The sequence below is a fragment of the Desulfitobacterium sp. PCE1 genome (genome assembly GCF_000384015.1).
GTDB lineage: Bacteria > Bacillota > Desulfitobacteriia > Desulfitobacteriales > Desulfitobacteriaceae > Desulfitobacterium > Desulfitobacterium dehalogenans.
Window position 1 is genome coordinate 3,853,477 of sequence record NZ_KB913023.1, and the last position, 16,728, is coordinate 3,870,204.

The 16,728-nt window shown below is 47.2% G+C and carries 12 protein-coding genes; 1 reads left to right on the top strand and 11 read right to left on the bottom strand.

Annotated features, from left to right (window positions below):
* Positions 1 to 206: 206 nt before the first annotated feature.
* The 3 genes from DESPCE1_RS0119120 to DESPCE1_RS0119130 form a co-directional block, all read right to left on the bottom strand.
* Positions 207 to 1,505 (bottom strand): DUF445 domain-containing protein, encoded by a 1,299-nt coding sequence (locus DESPCE1_RS0119120; protein ID WP_019851378.1) that lies wholly within the window; start codon positions 1,503 to 1,505, stop codon positions 207 to 209.
* 44 nt (positions 1,506 to 1,549) lie between these two features.
* Positions 1,550 to 2,788: a DUF445 domain-containing protein gene (locus tag DESPCE1_RS0119125; RefSeq protein WP_019851379.1), complete on the bottom strand. Its 1,239-nt coding sequence runs from the start codon at positions 2,786 to 2,788 to the stop codon at positions 1,550 to 1,552.
* 175 nt (positions 2,789 to 2,963) lie between these two features.
* Positions 2,964 to 3,890, bottom strand: coding sequence for an MBL fold metallo-hydrolase (locus DESPCE1_RS0119130; RefSeq protein ID WP_014795624.1), 927 nt, complete (start codon positions 3,888 to 3,890; stop codon positions 2,964 to 2,966).
* Positions 3,891 to 4,003: 113 nt separating this feature from the next.
* On the opposite strand from DESPCE1_RS0119130, the gene DESPCE1_RS23440 reads away from it, so the two are divergent.
* Positions 4,004 to 4,165: a hypothetical protein gene (locus DESPCE1_RS23440; RefSeq protein WP_014795625.1), complete on the top strand. Its 162-nt coding sequence runs from the start codon at positions 4,004 to 4,006 to the stop codon at positions 4,163 to 4,165.
* Between the two features lie 138 nt (positions 4,166 to 4,303).
* Here the strand turns inward: DESPCE1_RS23440 and DESPCE1_RS0119140 are convergent, their stop codons facing one another.
* The 8 genes from DESPCE1_RS0119140 to DESPCE1_RS0119175 form a co-directional block, all read right to left on the bottom strand.
* A complete protein-coding gene (locus tag DESPCE1_RS0119140; RefSeq protein WP_019851380.1) occupies positions 4,304 to 6,388 on the bottom strand; it encodes a heterodisulfide reductase-related iron-sulfur binding cluster in 2,085 nt (694 codons plus the stop codon).
* Between the two features lie 69 nt (positions 6,389 to 6,457).
* Positions 6,458 to 7,798, bottom strand: coding sequence for an acetyl-CoA hydrolase/transferase family protein (locus DESPCE1_RS0119145; RefSeq protein WP_014795627.1), 1,341 nt, complete (start codon positions 7,796 to 7,798; stop codon positions 6,458 to 6,460).
* A 130-nt stretch (positions 7,799 to 7,928) separates the two neighbouring features.
* Positions 7,929 to 9,704, bottom strand: a complete 1,776-nt coding sequence (locus tag DESPCE1_RS0119150; RefSeq protein WP_014795628.1) for an acyl-CoA dehydrogenase family protein — start codon at positions 9,702 to 9,704, stop codon at positions 7,929 to 7,931.
* Positions 9,705 to 10,200: 496 nt separating this feature from the next.
* Entirely contained in the window at positions 10,201 to 11,355 is a 1,155-nt protein-coding gene (locus tag DESPCE1_RS0119155) for a thiolase family protein (protein ID WP_014795629.1), read from the bottom strand.
* Positions 11,356 to 11,368: 13 nt separating this feature from the next.
* Positions 11,369 to 13,756 (bottom strand): 3-hydroxyacyl-CoA dehydrogenase/enoyl-CoA hydratase family protein, encoded by a 2,388-nt coding sequence (locus DESPCE1_RS0119160; protein ID WP_019851381.1) that lies wholly within the window; start codon positions 13,754 to 13,756, stop codon positions 11,369 to 11,371.
* 241 nt (positions 13,757 to 13,997) lie between these two features.
* Positions 13,998 to 14,591 (bottom strand): TetR/AcrR family transcriptional regulator, encoded by a 594-nt coding sequence (locus DESPCE1_RS0119165; protein WP_019851382.1) that lies wholly within the window; start codon positions 14,589 to 14,591, stop codon positions 13,998 to 14,000.
* 144 nt (positions 14,592 to 14,735) lie between these two features.
* Complete coding sequence (locus DESPCE1_RS0119170; RefSeq protein ID WP_019851383.1) at positions 14,736 to 15,722, bottom strand: electron transfer flavoprotein subunit alpha/FixB family protein; 987 nt, start codon at positions 15,720 to 15,722, stop codon at positions 14,736 to 14,738.
* A gap of 35 nt (positions 15,723 to 15,757) precedes the next feature.
* Entirely contained in the window at positions 15,758 to 16,540 is a 783-nt protein-coding gene (locus DESPCE1_RS0119175) for an electron transfer flavoprotein subunit beta/FixA family protein (RefSeq protein ID WP_019851384.1), read from the bottom strand.
* Positions 16,541 to 16,728 lie beyond the last annotated feature (188 nt).

The following is a 16,728-nucleotide window of genomic DNA, read 5'->3' on the forward strand; positions in this document are numbered from 1 at the left end:
CTTTTTGTTACAAGGACGTTCTTGATTTAATTCCCATATCCCTCCCCTCTGAACGGACATTTCCCGGTAAGCGCTTAGAGCGGCCTATCCTTTTCGGTCCCAAATAGTATAGCTTATTAAATTCAACTTCAGTTCAGAACCGACTGTTCGGTCGGTCTATATAATTGTAATGCTACAAGCTTTGTGGAGTCAAATAAAATTTATATTTAATATAACTGTATTAATTTCAGCAGAGGACTATATCCATAATTCAGTATCAAAAAAAGAATCCCCCCGACAATTCCTCCCACGAGGGATCCGTTAATACGGATCCACTGGAGATCGTTGCCTGCTTTGTCTTCGACGAAATAGCTGAGCTCCTCATTGCTTAAGCTCTGCAGGGTTTCACGGACGGTTTGACCGATCACCGCATGCTCCCTTTGCAATGCTTGAGCCAGAAGTTCTTGAACGAACTGATCGATGATGGCATAGAAGCGGGTGTCTTTCTTTATCTCGGACCACCAAGCTTCCAGCATCGGTTCAAGAACATTCAAAAGCCCTTGACCAGAAGGAAGTTTCCCCTCTTTTAGACTTTCTTGAGCCTGCAACAGGATGCTTCCCAGAAAAGGCTGTAAATTAGCTTCTGTAAACAGGGTGTTCTTCCAGCTTTCCAAAGTATTGAGTGCACCAGTATCCCTCTCCCAGGCTTGAAGTTTCTCAAGGATAAGTTCCTTCAACTGACCTCTTGCGGGATGATACGGTGCTTGGAGCTCTCTTAGATGGAGGATGAGCTCAATCTGCAAGTCCTCGGCAGCCTCATCCAGGTTGATTCCATCGGTAACTTGAAATAGCCCCAGAATCGTTCTCTGTAGTTTGCCCCCATTGCCTATTTGTTTTTCTTGAATTTGCCCGAGAACTTGGATCAGAAGCTCTTTGGCTTGGGGTGTTGTGGCAAAGTCTATACCTTTCTCGATTCCCTCATTGAGCAAGGGGTCAAGCTCATCTTTTTCAATTAGTATACAAAGTTGAGCAAGAAGGTCTTTAGCTAAGCCTGACTCCATGAGCTTGTTCCTGATGACAGATTCCAAGGCTGCAGCTGACTCAGGTATCTTGAGATTTTTGCATCCTTCTATTAAAACCGAGCTCAACTTTTCGGCAAGAAATGATGCTCCACCGGATTTTTCTGCTGTATTTATCAACCAGGAACTGAGGCGGAATCCTTGTATTCTTTGGCGTAGGAGATTCTCACTCAGCAGCTCATTTTGAACCATGGCCACTATGGCTTCTACCATCTTCTCCCGATTGCGGGGAATCAGGGCAGTATGATAGGGCCAGCCCAGAGGTTTACGGAACAAGGCGGTCACTGCAAACCAGTCCGCCAGCCCGCCAACAAGAGCTGCTTCCGTAACAAAGAAGAAAAAATGAATCCCTGGAACTGTGGGATAGGCGTGCTTTAATCCTGCAGTAATGAGAAATAGTATAAAAACACTTCCCAGAACACTATTGGCTTTACGACGATAATTCATACTTGTCCTCCAGAGCTAAAACTCATAACGTACTTATCTCAAACTCAGACTAAGAATTGACTTACCAGATAGATCACCATACCCGCCAGGCCTCCGACCACAGAACCATTAATCCGAATCATCTGCAGATCATCTCCGGCTTTGGATTCAATCAATTCCACGAGCATCTCATTTGAATAGTTTTCGAGTCCTTCATAGACGATCTCTCCGATTTTCTCATGTTTATTATCAAGGAAAGGAACCACTAGGCCTTGGACATATCTGTTAAAGCGATGGCGTTTTTCTGGGTTTTCATTCAGAGAAAGAACACCTTCATCTAAGCCTTGCAGAAGCTGCTTGCTTAAAGAAAGGGCACTTTCTGGAGTATGAAGCTTTTGCATCAGGCCTGTGGTGAGGCACTCTATTAGCTTGGGATAAACACCTGATATGACCCATGTTTCTTCCTTAACCCGAAGCTTCAGCCACTCTATAACCTCAGCATGGGTTTGGTCCTCCAACAGATAGTCGGCGACCTGCTTTTGAAGACTGTGGGCCAGCTTAGAAGGGTCAGGCAAAAACAGCGCAAAAACCTTCCGGGAGGGATTTTTGCTTATATAGCGATCAATGGACTTTTCCAGCCAATGGGTCAACCAGAGATGGATCTCGGTCTCCTGAACCCAGTAACTGAGATTATCGAGAAGGATCGTTACAGCCCTTTTCCCTTCTTGGCTTTCTAATACATTGTGGAAGGCTTTTTCTGCCGAGGGAATAAAATGCTCTTCTCGTATGCTTTTCTGTTTCAAAAGTGCTAAGCTCTCTTTATGCAATTCCTTGATGCTGTCGTCTAGATTCTCCTGGATCTGCTGCAGACACTGGGTAAGAATGCTTTGAAAGGAATCTCTATCCAGGGTATTCCAGATGGCAGTAGCAGGGGCGGAAAAATCATAGGTTTCCACTTTGGTCTTCAAAACTTCATGGGAAAGCAGTTCATTTTCTACCATAGATCTCAATGCTTGAAATATCCGTTCCCGGTTGCGGGGAATAATCTCTGTGCGGAATACCTTTCCCGCCGGCACTCCCAAGGGACGCCGAAATAAGGCATTGACTGCAAACCAGTCTGCCAGTCCCCCTACTAAGGCTGCTGAACAACCGCTTGTCAATAATCCCCCCCAGGTGGTGCCTTGAAATGGATAGGCTGCAAATAAGCCGAGAGCAGAAAGGCCAAGGGCAATATTGGCTTTGCGGTAGGTCCCGCCACGGGCTCTTTTTTCTTTCAGAATGGGGGATTGATCTTTATTTATCATCTTTTTTCACCTTGCTAGCAGCTATTGACTTTTTCCGGCTCAAGGAGCCGATGGGATCAACTGACCTGTCCCATGGTCTCAAGATAACAGACGAGCCAGTAATTAATCTTTTTTAGTATACCATGTTTTTTATAAGTATGAAAAAGGACCTCCCCAGTGGAGAGGCCTTAGCGTATTACCGGCTCATTGAAGATGTTCTTTGGGTGATTGTGGTGGACTTTAAGGAGCTCCAGCCGAAAACATAATGCATGTAGGCAAAAGCTGAAATAGGGTTAAATTTACCTTTGCTTAATTCCAGGCCTCCTTCATAGACTGAGCCGGTGGGTGTGTAACGTTCGACCTGTCTGAGTATTTGATTGCGGATCTCTATACAGCGAGATGCTGGGGCTCTCCGAGAATCTCCATGGGCAGGGAAATAAGCTCTTGCTCCTAGGAATTCTACCCGATCCAAGGCACGCATATAGCTGGGTAATCCACTGACTACCTCTCCATTTTCCAGCCATGCTCCCGGATAGGGGACCACATCGGGCAGGATAAAATCGCCGGAGAAGAGTAGCCCTAAGTCTTCTTCATAATAAGAAAGATGACCTGCAGTATGTCCGGGCGTAAGGATGGCTTTGAGGGTACTGTTACCGGCTTTGAGCACTGCTCCGATCTCTATTTTTTCAACTTCCTCTGGCAGTGTAGTGAGATAGGTTAATTTTTTATTGTATTTTGAAATTATCGCTAGTTGCTCCTGGGGTACTCCCCAAACATGCCCGGCATATTTCTCAAAGACCTTAAGACTTTCGCCACTGCAAAAATCAGCCCATTCTTCATAATCCCGCTTCCCGATCAGGATTCGAGCACCGTCTTTTCTTAAGTTTTCGGCTCCCCCTGCATGATCCACATGCCAATGGGTGAGCAGGACTTGTTCTAAGCGCTGGATACCTAATTCCTGCAGAGCTTCTTGAATGGCTTGATAAACCTCAGGGGTATTCGTACCGGAATCGATTATAGTGGGCACTTCACCTCGGAAAATGTACAGGTTAACATCTTCTTCACTTAGATCAATTGAAACCTTTAGGCAAAAGATTTCAGGAGCAATTTCTTTTAGCTTCATCTCATATCTCCCCTCAAATCCCTCTTCGCTCATTCAGCGTCGATTTGTATATGTTTGCAACATGTAGTACAATAAGTTTATCCATTTTTACTTCTAAGGAGGCCTTCTTCTCGATGAACTCGCAAACCTTACATCAAACAGCTCAGCCCAAAGATGAGCAAGAGGTGAAACATCCATTTCAAGTGGTCTGCTCAGTATGCAAAAAGACCATCAGCTATTCCGGCAAGGATGGTGAAGTTTTCTTAGTCAAATGTGATCAGTGCGAAGGAATTTAAGTATGCTGAGTGTATTTAACTGAATTTAAGCCGAGACGGTCATGGATCCATGACCGTCTCTTTTGTATTTAGCCTTGAACGCTTTGATACCTATTATTTTACCGCTACTTTGATTCAGGATCTATTCTTATTTGTAACTTAAACCCTTTGGGCGAGAACTTCGGCAATATCCAGAGCCTTGGTCTTTTCCCCGGCCTCTTCTTTGGCGCTGATGCCGTCGTTGATCATGGTTAGGCAGAAGGGGCAGGCTGTACCTATTATGTCAGCCCCGGTAGCCATTGCTTCATTCGTACGCAGCTCATTGATCCGCTCTCCCCCATGCTCTTCCAGCCACATCCGTCCGCCGCCGGCACCACAACAGAAGCTCTTGTCCTTCGTCCGTTTCATCTCAATAACGTTTAGTCCGGCCGCTTTAAGTATCTCCCGTGGCTCGCTGTAGATCTCATTGTACCGTCCTAAATAACAAGAGTCATGGTAAGTCACTTTAAGATCCTTACCCAGGCTTTCCAGATCCTTAAGCTTGAGCCTTCCGCTGTTTAAAAGCTCTTTAAGATAGGTGGTATGATGAACAACTTCATACTTACCGCCCAATTGAGGGTAATCATGGCAAAGAGTTTGGAAGCAATGTGGGCATTGGGTAATAATCTTTTTGACGCCGTATCCGTTCATCACTTCAATATTCTCAGCGGCTAAGGTTTGGTAGAGGAATTCATTGCCGAGCTTGCGGGCTGAATCCCCGCAACATTTTTCCTCATTGCCGAGAATGGCGAAATTCACATGAGCCGCTCTGAGGAGCTTGACAAGGGCAGCAGATACCTTTTGATTACGGGCATCAAAAGCTCCGGAGCAACCGGGCCAATAGAGTATCTCAGCCTCGGGGTTCTCTTCCAGGGTGGGAACATCCAACCCTTTCAGGAACTCTTCCCGCTTGTTCCAACCAATGCCCCAAGGGTTGCCGTTGTTCTCCATATTGCGGAAAGCAAGCTGGGCCTCACTGGGGAAACGGGACTCCATAAGCACAAGATTTCTTCTCATTTCCACTGTTTTATCCACATGCTCTACGAAGACAGGACATTGCTGTTCGCAGGAACGGCATGTGGTGCAATCCCAAATATCTTGTTCCTGGATCACTTCACCGATTAGAGAATGACCCGGGGGTATCTCCAAGGCAGCCGTTCCGTCCACCGCAGTGGCTGCCTCGCCGGAAGCCATCACACCTGCCTGTTTGCTTGCAGATTTTGCCTCTTTTTTAGCTTGGCCAACCGCCTTATATTCTTCTTCGGCTCGAACTTTAATATCTTGGATGATTTGCTTAGGATTAAGATGTTTTCCACTGACGGTGGCAGGACAATTATCCTGACAACGTCCGCAGCGGATGCAGGCATCCGAGTTGAAAATGGCTTTCCAGGAGAGCTGCTTGAACTCACTTAGGCCAAAAGTTTCCTGGGATTCGTCTTCAAAGTCGATCAGAGCGGGGACACCCATGGGTTCCCGCTTACGGAGAAATTGGTTGATCGGCCCCAAGAAAATATGGAAGAGCTTAGAGTAAGGTAAATAAGCTATGAATGTAAAGGCAACAAACATATGGAACCACCAGGTGAATTTATGCATAGTCAAAAGTTGTGCCTGACTAAACATAGCCTGAAGTGGTTCAATCATCCAATAGCCTGCAAATCCGTAAACGGCCCAGGGATCATGCTCTCCAGCCATCCGGAAACCTTGAACGAAGAAACCACTGACTAAAATTAAGAAGACAAGGGTTAAGGCAATGAGGTCATCCTTTTTGTTGTCCAATTTATCCGGACGTTTGATATAGCGGCGGTAATAAAGATACAACACCCCAATCGTCGCCAACAGTCCAAAGAGATTGGTTGTTATCTTAATAAAGACATATAATGCACCTTTGAAAATATTAATCCCAAAATCTGCTTGCAACGTAATGATAGCTGTAGCAAAAAAGAGAAAAATAAACCCTACCAGAATAGCCAGATGCATGACCCCTGGGGTAAAGTCCTTAAGAATTCTCTTATGTCCAAAGCCGTAGATAAGGATGTCCTTTATCCCTTGCCAGCTGTCTTTCCATCGAGCTTCCGGTTGCCCAATTTTCCAAAGGCGGTAACGTCGGACAATGCCATAAACAAAGAACCCCAGCATGATGATTGCAAAGAAGTATATCATGAGGTGATAGTCAATATTCCAATAGATCTCCCGCGTAGGAGTCATACATTCCGACCTCCTTTTGGCGACTTAACTACACTATTCGTTGGCCCTATCCATTAAATATTCAGGGATTTATTTATTAGATCTTCTCCAGATTTTTAACTTCTCAGCTTCTTTGATCAGATCTTCACGGAAATCTGGATGAGCCAGGCCGATGAGCCGCTCTGCACGCTGCCAGGTCGTGCCGCCTTTCAAATTCGCCATACCGTATTCAGTGGCCACATATTGCACCATAGGACGGGTATCCGTGACTACGGCGCCTTCGGTCAGCAGCGGACGAATGCGGGAATGCCTCTTCCCCTCTGCATCGGTAAAGGTGGATTCCATACAAATGAAACTGCGGCCGCCTTTGGAGTTATAGGCTGCATCCACGAAATCCAATTGTCCCCCCGCACCGCTAATCATACGGGGTCCAATGGTTTCTGAGCATACTTGTCCTGAGAGGTCGATTTCTAAAGCATTATTAATCGAAACTAAATTATCGTTGCGGCTGGCTATAAAGCGGTCGTTGGTGTAATCCACAGGATAGCCTGCCACTTGAGGATTGTTATGGATGAAATCATAGAGTTTTTGGGTGCCTCCGGCAAAGGTATATACCATCCGTCCTTTGTCGATTTGTTTCTTGCGTCCGGATATCCGACCAGCCTCCCACATATCCACATAGCTATCCACCAGCATTTCCGTATGGACACCCAGGTCCTTGAGATCGGAGGCCGCTATCATCTGACCCAGGGCATTGGGCATAGCACCGATTCCTAATTGGATGCAGTCCCCATCCCGAAGGTCGTCGAGAACATACTGGGCAATTTTCCGGTCTACATCCGTTATGGGCGTGGTCGGAATCTGAGGCATGCCGGTATGACCGCCCTCGACAATATAATCCACTTCTGAGACATGAATATAATTACCATAGCCTCCATGGGCAATAGGCATATCTTCATTGACTTCGACAATGACAATCTTTGCTTTTTCGGCAGCTGCCGGATAGTGAGAAATCGTGGGGCCAAAGTTAAAATTACCGTGTTGATCCATAGGACTTACCTGAACCATGAACACATCAATATGGCTGATGTTTTCCAGGATGTAGCGTGGAACTTCGGAGTATCTTAAAGGTACATAGAAAGCCCGGCCCATCTCATAATACTTCCGGTCAATAACACTGAAATGCACACAATCCCAAGTAAAGTGTTCACCTCTGGGATCTGCTTTAACGACGGCATGAGGGCGCATACTTACTCCAGCTAAGAGCTGAATGTCCCGAAGTTCAGGAGTCCGCTTGGCAAGGGCCAAATCGAGAACAGGCAAGGTATTGGCTGCATAGGAATAGATAATCCAATCTCCACTCTTCACTACCCCTACCGCTTTATCCGGAGTGGTCAGCTTCCTGCGGTACTCTTCTACCCATGTTGACATATTGAATCCTCCCCATCTATTTCTTTCTTTATAATATTTAGCCGACTGTCTTCTCTTTTTCTCCGGCTTAAGTGGACAGCGAGCCTAGGCTCTTTTGAGTTCCTAAGCTCGCTTTCATTATTAAAGAATTTTAGCGGATTGGGTATTTGCCCTTTTCCACCACTAGCTTAGCAATCTCTTGGCGAAGTCCGATCATATCAACATTGGGGCGGCGTAAGAGCTTACGCATTCCTGCCAGAACAGTGCTCAGGGAATCACCTTGCTCAGCAGCACAAATGACTTCTTTAGCGTGTTGCTCGATGATATTCATAGCACTGTAAGCTCCCAAGGTGGCAGCCTTTTCCACAAAGAGCTTGTGGTCATCGGTGACATCCATATCCTGAACTTTCAAGGCGCGGAGAACGCCGCTTTCCATAGCGTAGACCTGGAGAATCATTTCGGCCATACCAAGGAGAACATATTGATTATCTTTTAGCTCCATTCCTAAGTTCTGAGCTGCAATTCCAGCAGCCATTAAGCAGAGCTTCTTAGCCTTTTGGGTCATATCCAGAAGAGCCGCCAGCCCTTCTTCCTCTGAACCTAAGCCGGCAGACATGAGGTCTTTGCTAACGTTCTTTGCAGCTGCCAGAAGTGGCAGTTCACCGCTCATAGCCCGTTTGAGCAAGGTGCCGGGGACGAGTAAGCGGTTGATTTCATTGGTTCCTTCGAAGAGACGGTTAATGCGGGAATCCCGATACATACGCTCAATGGGATATTCTGCGATAAAGCCATATCCACCATGAATCTGTACCCCTTCATCTACTGCCAGATCCAGAACCTCAGAGGCCAGAACCTTGTTTAACGAGCACTCGATAGCATACTCTTCGATGGCTTTGCCGGCTTCTTTACGGCAATCGCCTGTGACATCCAGATCTTTGCAGGCTTCTTCCATCAGACCGGCAGTACGATAGACCACACTTTCTGCCAGATAAGTCTGGGTAGCAATCTCGGCAAACTTAGTTTGAATAGCACCGAAGGAGCTTAAGGGAACACCAAACTGCTTGCGCTCGCCGGCATATTTCAGAGTGACTTCTAAAGCAAGCTGAGCACTTCCGATAGCCGCAGCAGCCAGTTTGAAGCGTCCAACGTTCAGAATATTAAAGGCAACTACGTGGCCGCGGCCCAATTCGCCGACGACATTCTCTACAGGAACGGCAACATCTTCCAGGATAACTTGACGGGTGGAGGATCCTTTGATTCCCATCTTCTTCTCTTCCGGTCCGAAGGATACACCCGGCATAGTCCGCTCAACGATAAAGTTGGTGAGCTTACCATCCACTTTAGCGTAAACCAGGAAGATATCAGCAAAACCAGCATTGGTGATAAATTGCTTGGTTCCGTTGAGAATGTAGTGGGTTCCTTCAGCATTAAGAACTGCTGTGCTCTTGGCCCCTAGGGCATCCGAACCGGATCCTGGCTCGGTAAGGCAGTAAGCGGCAATTTTTTCCCCTGAGGCAAGGCCGGGGAGGTACTTTGCCTTTTGCTCCGGAGTACCGAAGTAGACGATGGGAAGGGTTCCGATTCCGGTATGAGCGGCGAAGGCTACGGCAAAGGAAGAGCCACGAGGAACCTCTTCACCGACGACAACTGTTGAGAACTTATCCATGCTCATGCCGCCTAAATCTTCGGGGATCTCTAAGCCGAGAAGTCCCAACTCACCGGCTTGAGCCATAAAACCGCGGATGAGGCCATCTTCCTGTTCTTCGAGAGCTTCGATCTTGGGCCCTATTTCTTTTTCTACGAAGTTACGGGTCATTTTCTTAAGCTGTAAATGATCCTCGTTTAATTCCTCTGGGATATATACTTGCTCAGGAGTTACATCGGCAAGCAGGAAGCCGCCGCCTTTAAGGCCTAATTCCAATTCCATAGTATTTTCTCCTCTCTCAATCTTGGTTGGTGTTGGGGTCTTTGTTTGGGGTCGTTCTATCTTTTTATTGGGGTCACTGCTCTTTATTTGGGTCAGGTAGCTTTTCGCACATCATTCACTCAATAGCTCCAGGGCTATCCCATTTGCTTCTCTGGGAGCTCCGCCAAACCCCGCTGCTTTCTGCATGCAAACCGGTGGCTCCGCTATCCCCAGAGAAACTTTATGGGATATGCCGCCCCTCCGCAAAATCGTTCATTCTTGTGCGAAAAGCTACGCTTATTCTGCACTTAAGATCATGTAATTCTTTGAAGTCTGGTGCTTGCTTAAGCCTTGGGACAAGGAACCTATCCCACCGTATCGCAAAAGAAGAGCCAAGGATGGCGATTTAGCGGGGAACCCGACGGAGCTGAAAGCTTGAGCGATTAGAACGGGTACGCGCAGCTTATAGAGTGAACGGGGCAAGCAAAATCCCGGAGAACGCTCGTGAACAGTGGCCTTATAGAAGCTCGTAGACTCCTGCGGCTCCCATACCACCGCCGATGCACATGGTGACCATGCCGTATTTAAGGCCGCGGCGTTTCATTTCATGGAGCAGGGTAGCAGTAAGTTTGGCTCCGGTGCATCCCAGGGGGTGTCCGAAGGCGATGGCGCCGCCGTTGGGATTGACCTTAGCCGGGTCGATACCTAGGGTCTTGATGATGGCGAGGGACTGGGAGGCAAAAGCCTCGTTGAGCTCAAACAGATCGATTTGATCAAGGGTTAAGCCCACCTGCTTAAGAACTTTGGGGATGGCTTTGATGGGGCCGATTCCCATGAGTTCCGCCTCAACCCCTGCGACTGCGAAACCGCGCCATACGGCAAGGGGTTTCAGGTCCAGTTCTTTGACCTTTTCCTCGGACATAAGGAGCGTTGCTGCGGCACCGTCACTGGTCTGAGAGGAGTTCCCTGCCGTAACGCATCCACCGTTTTTGAAGGCGGGTTTTAATTTGCCGAGGGATTCCACGGTACTATCGGCACGAATTCCTTCGTCTTTACTAAACCATACTTCTCCCTTTTTACCACTGGAGATAAGAACAGGAACGATCTCTTCATCAAAACGGCCGCTGACTTGAGCTGCGTGAGCCTTATGATGACTGGATGCTGCAAACTCATCTTGTTGTTCCCGAGTAATTTCATATTTTTTGGCTACATTCTCGGCAGTAAGTCCCATAGAGAGGTAGACTTCCGGACAATGCTCCATCATGTAAGGGTTGGGGGCCGGTTTGCCGCCGCCCATGGGGACTGCAGACATGCTTTCTGCTCCACCGGCTAACATAGCATCGGCTTCTCCCAGACGGATTCTGTCCGCTGCTAAGGAGATGGCTTGCAGTCCTGAGGAACAAAAGCGATTGATGGTGAGTCCGGAGACATCGATAGGGAGACCTGCCCGCAGGGCAATCACCCGAGCCATGTTCATCCCTTGTTCTCCTTCAGGAAAGGAACAACCGATGACACAATCATCAATATCTGCGGGATTTAGATTGGGAGCACTTTTTAAAACATCTTGAATAACAAAAGCTGCCAGATCATCCGGACGCATGTGCGCTAAAGATCCCCGGCCGGCCTTTCCGATGGCAGTACGTTTCGCTTCAATAATAAATGCTTCTTTCATTATCCTTCACCTCCTAATTTCTTAATGGCTTATTCTTGGTGAGCATATGTCGGATGCGATCCAGAGTCTTGGGCTCCCCAGCGAGGCTTAAGAACGTTTCCCTTTCCACATCCAAAAGATATTGCTCATCCACTAAGGTTCCTGCTGGAATATCGCCGCCGGTCATGGCGTAAGCGAGTTTTTTCCCTAAGTGAGCATCGTACTCGGAGATATAGCGCCCTTCTTTCATGCCGTACAGAGCCATTTCCAGGAAAGCGCGGACTCCTGGCCCTGCGGCTTTGACCTTCTGGGGAATGATGGGGCGGAAATCTCTTGCTAAATCAATGACACGGGCTTTGGCATCGAGAAGAATATGGTCGGCATTCATGCTGTAGCGATCGCTTGCCCGTAAGAAGCCGAGCTTTCTAGCCATTTCCGCACTGGTAGAAACCTGGGCCATGGCTACCACTTCAAAGCGTTTGGCGAAGAAATAGTCCGGAGCGACGACCACACCGGGAAGAATTCCTTCCATGGCGCGCAGGGCCATTTCTTTGGTTCCGCCGCCGCCGGGAATAAGGCCAACACCCAACTCGACCAGACCCATATAGGTCTCCGCCGCAGGCTGGATAGCATGGGAATGGAGACAAATCTCAGTTCCACCGCCCAAAGTCATGCCAAAGGGAGCGGCTACGACAGGTTTCTTGGCGTATTTAAGGGCCATGGTTCCTCTTTGGAATTCGCGAACCATAAGATCCAAGTCATCCCAATTGCCTTCTTCTGCTTCCATCATAATCAGCATCAAGTTGGCACCGACAGCGAAATTCTTACCCTGGCTGCCAATCACCATACCTAAGTAGTTCTTTTCCACTTCCTCCAGTGACTTGTGGATCATATTCATGATATCTCCACCGATGGAGTTGTTCGGTGAATGGAATTCCAGACAGGCTACTCCGTCACCCATATCAACTAAGCTGGCACCGGAATTGCCGAAGATCTTTTTGCCTTGTTTATGAGCTTTTTTAAGAGAGAATGAATAGGGGCTGACGACCTTTTCCTTATACTCCCCATCAGCATAGTATAGAGTGTCCCCGCTCTCGGTCTTTTGATAGAAGCACTCTTTACCTTCAGCCAGCAGTTTTTCCACGATCTCGGGTAAAGTACCGCCTTCAGCTACGATACGATCCGCGGTAGCTTTAACGCCTAAGGCATCCCAAGTCTCAAAGGGACCCATTTCCCAGTTGAAGCCCAGCTTCATGCCGGCATCAAGAGCTGTAATATCGTCGGCGATTTGGGGAGCCAGACGGGCTGCATAAAGGAGAACTTCCTTTAAGACATTCCAAGCGAATTCTGCCCCAGGATCTTTGCCGTTGACTAAGGTTTTCATCTTATCTTTAAGACCGCCCGCATTCTTGGCTTTATCCAGGCAGGCAAATTTGACCTTCTTCTTGGGAACATACTCCATGGTATTGGGATCAAGAACCTGAATCTCTTTGCCTTCTGCTGTCTTTACTTTTTTATAGAAGCCTTGCTTGCTTTTATCTCCCAACCAGCCGTTTTTGATCATGGTGTGAATGAAATCCGGCATGACGAAGAATTCTTTTTCTTCAGGTACATTATCCCCTACGTTATTGGCTACATGAACAAAGGTGTCTAAGCCCACCATATCCACGGTCCGGAAGGAGGCGGACTTAGGACGTCCCATCACCGGTCCGGTTAAGGCATCCACTTCATCGATGGTTAAGCCGGAACGCTGCATCTCCCTAATGGTTGCAGCTAATCCGAAGACTCCGATGCGGTTGGCAATGAAGTTGGGGGTATCCTTAGCATAGACGACCCCTTTGCCCAGCACCCGCTCTGCAAACTCTTCCATCTCTTGAATGACCGCAGGATCCGTGTTGGGTCCGGGAATCAATTCAAAAAGCTTCATATAACGGGGGGGATTAAAGAAGTGGGTACCAAAGAAGGTCTTAGTAAATTCTTCAGGAAGTCCCTCCGTCATGGATTTTAGGGAAATACCGGAGGTGTTGGAGGTTACTATGGTTCCTGGGCGGACATTCTGGGCAACCTTCTTAAAAAGGTCGATTTTTATGTCTAAGCGCTCTACAACCACTTCAATGACCCAATCCACTTCTTTCAAACGAACCAGATCGTCCTCAAAGTTACCGACTTCGATACGATCCGCAAATTCCGGAACAAATAAAGGAGCTGGGTTCATCTTGATAAGTTTGGCTTTGTTGGACGCGGCAAAACGATTTCTAACCTTGGGGGATTCTAAGGTCAGTCCGGCTGCCTCTTCCTCCGGCAACAAACTAGGGGGTACTATATCCAGCAGTAAACTGGGAATCCCGGCATTGGCGAGATGGGCTGCGATGGTGCTTCCCATAACCCCTGAGCCTAAAACCGCTACCTTGTATATAGGCATAGTCATCCTCCTTCTTTGAATAGCCTTTGTTCTTTGATTTTTAAATTTATGAATATTCAGTCTTTTACTTCTAGAGAAAGCCCTCAGATCCTCTAAATTAATGGCTTTCTCTGAGAAAATTTACATTTTTTAATCCAAAATTTTTAAAATCCTTATTTTACCCCTTTATTCTCTAAGCCCGAATTACATCTCTTCCTCTAATCTCTCTGCCTCTACCTTTCCACCTTATCTCCCTCTTCCCCTATTCCTTTGGCAATCCAAGAGCCCCCGAGAACAACTTCAACATACAGTCTGTTTCCTTGCTCAAGGACCGCTCAAACCGTGCGAAAATCCAATCTGTAGTCGCTCGATCGATGGTGCCGAAAACCATTTGGCGTGCAACACGTACATTGAGTGAAGGAATAATTTCGTTTTGCTTTATTCCTTCTTCAATCACCTCCTCGACTAATCGAAAGTACTCTCTAAGCGGAACTGCAATAGCACTATACAAGCTTGAATTGGGTTGTCTTAATTCCACCTGGGTGACAGTTGCCAGAGCACGATTATTCTCCATATGGGTTAAGTGGGTGTGAACAATTGCCCTGAGACGACTTCGTGTATCCTGACAAGATTCCATTTTACTGCGAATGAGTTGGATAAAATCTCCCATTCTTTCGGTAAAGAGACGTATGAGGATGTCTTCTTTATTCTTAAAGTAGAGATAAATTGTCCCGTCAGCTACTCCTGCAATTCGAGCAATCTTCGACACTTGACACGAATGATAGCCAACCTCTGCAAATGCTTCTATTGCTGCATCTAAAATTCTTTCATATTTGTCTTCTCGGGAAACAGCCATAATTCGTCTCCTTTTCTAGCTTTTTGACTTAATTAGACATCCTTTTTATCAAGCTTGTCAAGCTATCTTCTACTCAGTATGGCTATCCGGAGTCGCAGATCCATTTGTTCTCTCATTCTTTGCAGACTAAGTGTTCACAATGGCTTAGGCCAGCTGCTTCTTAAACTCTTCTGTAAGCAAAGGAACGATTTCAAAGAGATCTCCGACAATACCATAATCTGCCACAGTAAAGATATTTGCTTCCGGATCCTTGTTAATAGCTACAATGACTTTGGAGGAACCCATTCCTGCCAAGTGTTGAATGGCTCCTGAAATTCCACAAGCGATATACAGTGTTGGGGAAACTGTCTTTCCAGTTTGACCCACCTGGAATTTATATTCGCGATAACCTGAATCAACAGCTGCCCGGGAGGCCCCTACAGCGGCTCCAATGGCATCCGCGAGATCTTCAAGAATTTTAAAGTTTTCCGGATTCTTCATAGCACGTCCGCCGGAAACGATAACATTGGCATCGGTAAGTTCAGGACGACTGGAGGCCTGACGAATAACTTCTTTGACTATGGCCTTGAGATCAGCGGCATCAATACTTGCTGCAACCTCCACCACTTCTGCCTGACGGTCTGAGTTCGGTGCAGCAACGCTGAAGCTGTTGGGACGGATGGTGGCCAGAATGGGGCGCGCCTCGGTAGCCATTTCTGCATAGGCCTTACCGGCGTAGATGGGACGCTTAAAACGCAATTTGTAATTAGAATCTACTGCAACGGCCACACAATCCGATGCACAGCCCACTCCCAAGCGCTGGGCCAGGCGTGGAGCAAGATCCCTGCCAATTCCTGTATTTCCCATGACCACTACTTCGGGATCCTCATCCCGGATCACACGGTTAAGTACAGAGGTGTAAGCACCGGTGGTATAATCCTTTAAAGCTGCGTCATCTACAACCACCACTTTATCTGCACCGTAGGAAGCTGCCACAGGAGCCAAATCCTTAACTCCCTGGCCCAATAGTACTCCTGTGAGGTCCAATCCGGCCATGTCCGCCAGACGTCGTCCTTCACTCAGGAGCTCCAAGGAGACCTTGCGAAGCTCCCCGTTATACTGCTCAAGTACAACTAAAATTCCCTTAGGCATCCTTCTCAATCCTCTCTTTCCTTATTTTCCTTCAATTAAATTACTTTTGCTTCATTGATCAGGGCATTGACTAATTCGGCAACAGCTTGCGGAGGCTCTCCTTGGATTAGGCGGCCCGCTTGGCGAGCGGGAGGTAAGCTTATATTGACCACCTTCATCTTAGCCCCTTGTGTACCGGCTTCAGCTACTGATAATCCGAGATCAGCCAGGGTCAACGTCTTCAATTCCTTTTTCTTAGCTTTCATAATTCCTGCCACGGATGGATAGCGGGGTTCGTTCAAGCCTTTTTGGGCGGTAATTACGGCCGGCAGGGGCACTTCGAGGACTTCGCTCCCCCCATCGATGTCACGGGACACTGTAGCTGTCATGCCTTCTACCTTCAACTCTGTAACTGTTGAAACCGACGGCACTCCCAACAGCTCTGCCAGACGGGTGGTCACTTGGCTCGAACCGTCATCAATGGCAATCCGTCCGGAAAGAATGATGTCGTAGGGGATGTTTTGAACAGCTTTAGCGAGAACGACCGCAGTAACAAATTCATCGCTGCCTTCTAAAGCAGGATCCTGAATGGCAACCGCTTTGTCCGCTCCCATGGCCAGGGCTGTCCGCAGCACTTCACTGACTTTGGGGCCACCCATACTCAGTACCGTTACTTCTCCACCGAATTTTTCTTTGAGACGGATTCCCTCTTCCACAGCAAACTCATCATAGGGATTCATGATGAGATTCACTCCGGTAGAATCAATTTGACCCTGTGGATTGATCACAATCTTCGCTTCGGTGTCAAATGTTTGTTTTAGACAAACCAATATGTTCATCTCGTTTCCCCTTTCTCCTGGTTCCTGAATGAATACTCATTCATTTTTATAATATATAATATCAAATCCCCGGACAAAACGGAATACTATTTTTTAAAATATTTTATATTTCCTTAATTATCTGATTATTCATAAAAAAATGTTTCCTTCAAAGCCTTTTCGTGATATGCTGTTCGATAATGAATGGT

What these genes read in the sequence shown, in the direction of transcription:
- DESPCE1_RS0119120 (WP_019851378.1), bottom strand. Translation starts at nt 1,505, where the DNA reads ATGAATTATCGTCGTAAAGCCAATAGTGTTCTGGGAAGTGTTTTTATA.
- DESPCE1_RS0119125 (WP_019851379.1), bottom strand. Translation starts at nt 2,788, where the DNA reads ATGATAAATAAAGATCAATCCCCCATTCTGAAAGAAAAAAGAGCCCGT.
- DESPCE1_RS0119130 (WP_014795624.1), bottom strand. Translation starts at nt 3,890, where the DNA reads ATGAAGCTAAAAGAAATTGCTCCTGAAATCTTTTGCCTAAAGGTTTCA.
- DESPCE1_RS23440 (WP_014795625.1), top strand. Translation starts at nt 4,004, where the DNA reads ATGAACTCGCAAACCTTACATCAAACAGCTCAGCCCAAAGATGAGCAA.
- DESPCE1_RS0119140 (WP_019851380.1), bottom strand. Translation starts at nt 6,388, where the DNA reads ATGACTCCTACGCGGGAGATCTATTGGAATATTGACTATCACCTCATG.
- DESPCE1_RS0119145 (WP_014795627.1), bottom strand. Translation starts at nt 7,798, where the DNA reads ATGTCAACATGGGTAGAAGAGTACCGCAGGAAGCTGACCACTCCGGAT.
- DESPCE1_RS0119150 (WP_014795628.1), bottom strand. Translation starts at nt 9,704, where the DNA reads ATGGAATTGGAATTAGGCCTTAAAGGCGGCGGCTTCCTGCTTGCCGAT.
- DESPCE1_RS0119155 (WP_014795629.1), bottom strand. Translation starts at nt 11,355, where the DNA reads ATGAAAGAAGCATTTATTATTGAAGCGAAACGTACTGCCATCGGAAAG.
- DESPCE1_RS0119160 (WP_019851381.1), bottom strand. Translation starts at nt 13,756, where the DNA reads ATGCCTATATACAAGGTAGCGGTTTTAGGCTCAGGGGTTATGGGAAGC.
- DESPCE1_RS0119165 (WP_019851382.1), bottom strand. Translation starts at nt 14,591, where the DNA reads ATGGCTGTTTCCCGAGAAGACAAATATGAAAGAATTTTAGATGCAGCA.
- DESPCE1_RS0119170 (WP_019851383.1), bottom strand. Translation starts at nt 15,722, where the DNA reads ATGCCTAAGGGAATTTTAGTTGTACTTGAGCAGTATAACGGGGAGCTT.
- DESPCE1_RS0119175 (WP_019851384.1), bottom strand. Translation starts at nt 16,540, where the DNA reads ATGAACATATTGGTTTGTCTAAAACAAACATTTGACACCGAAGCGAAG.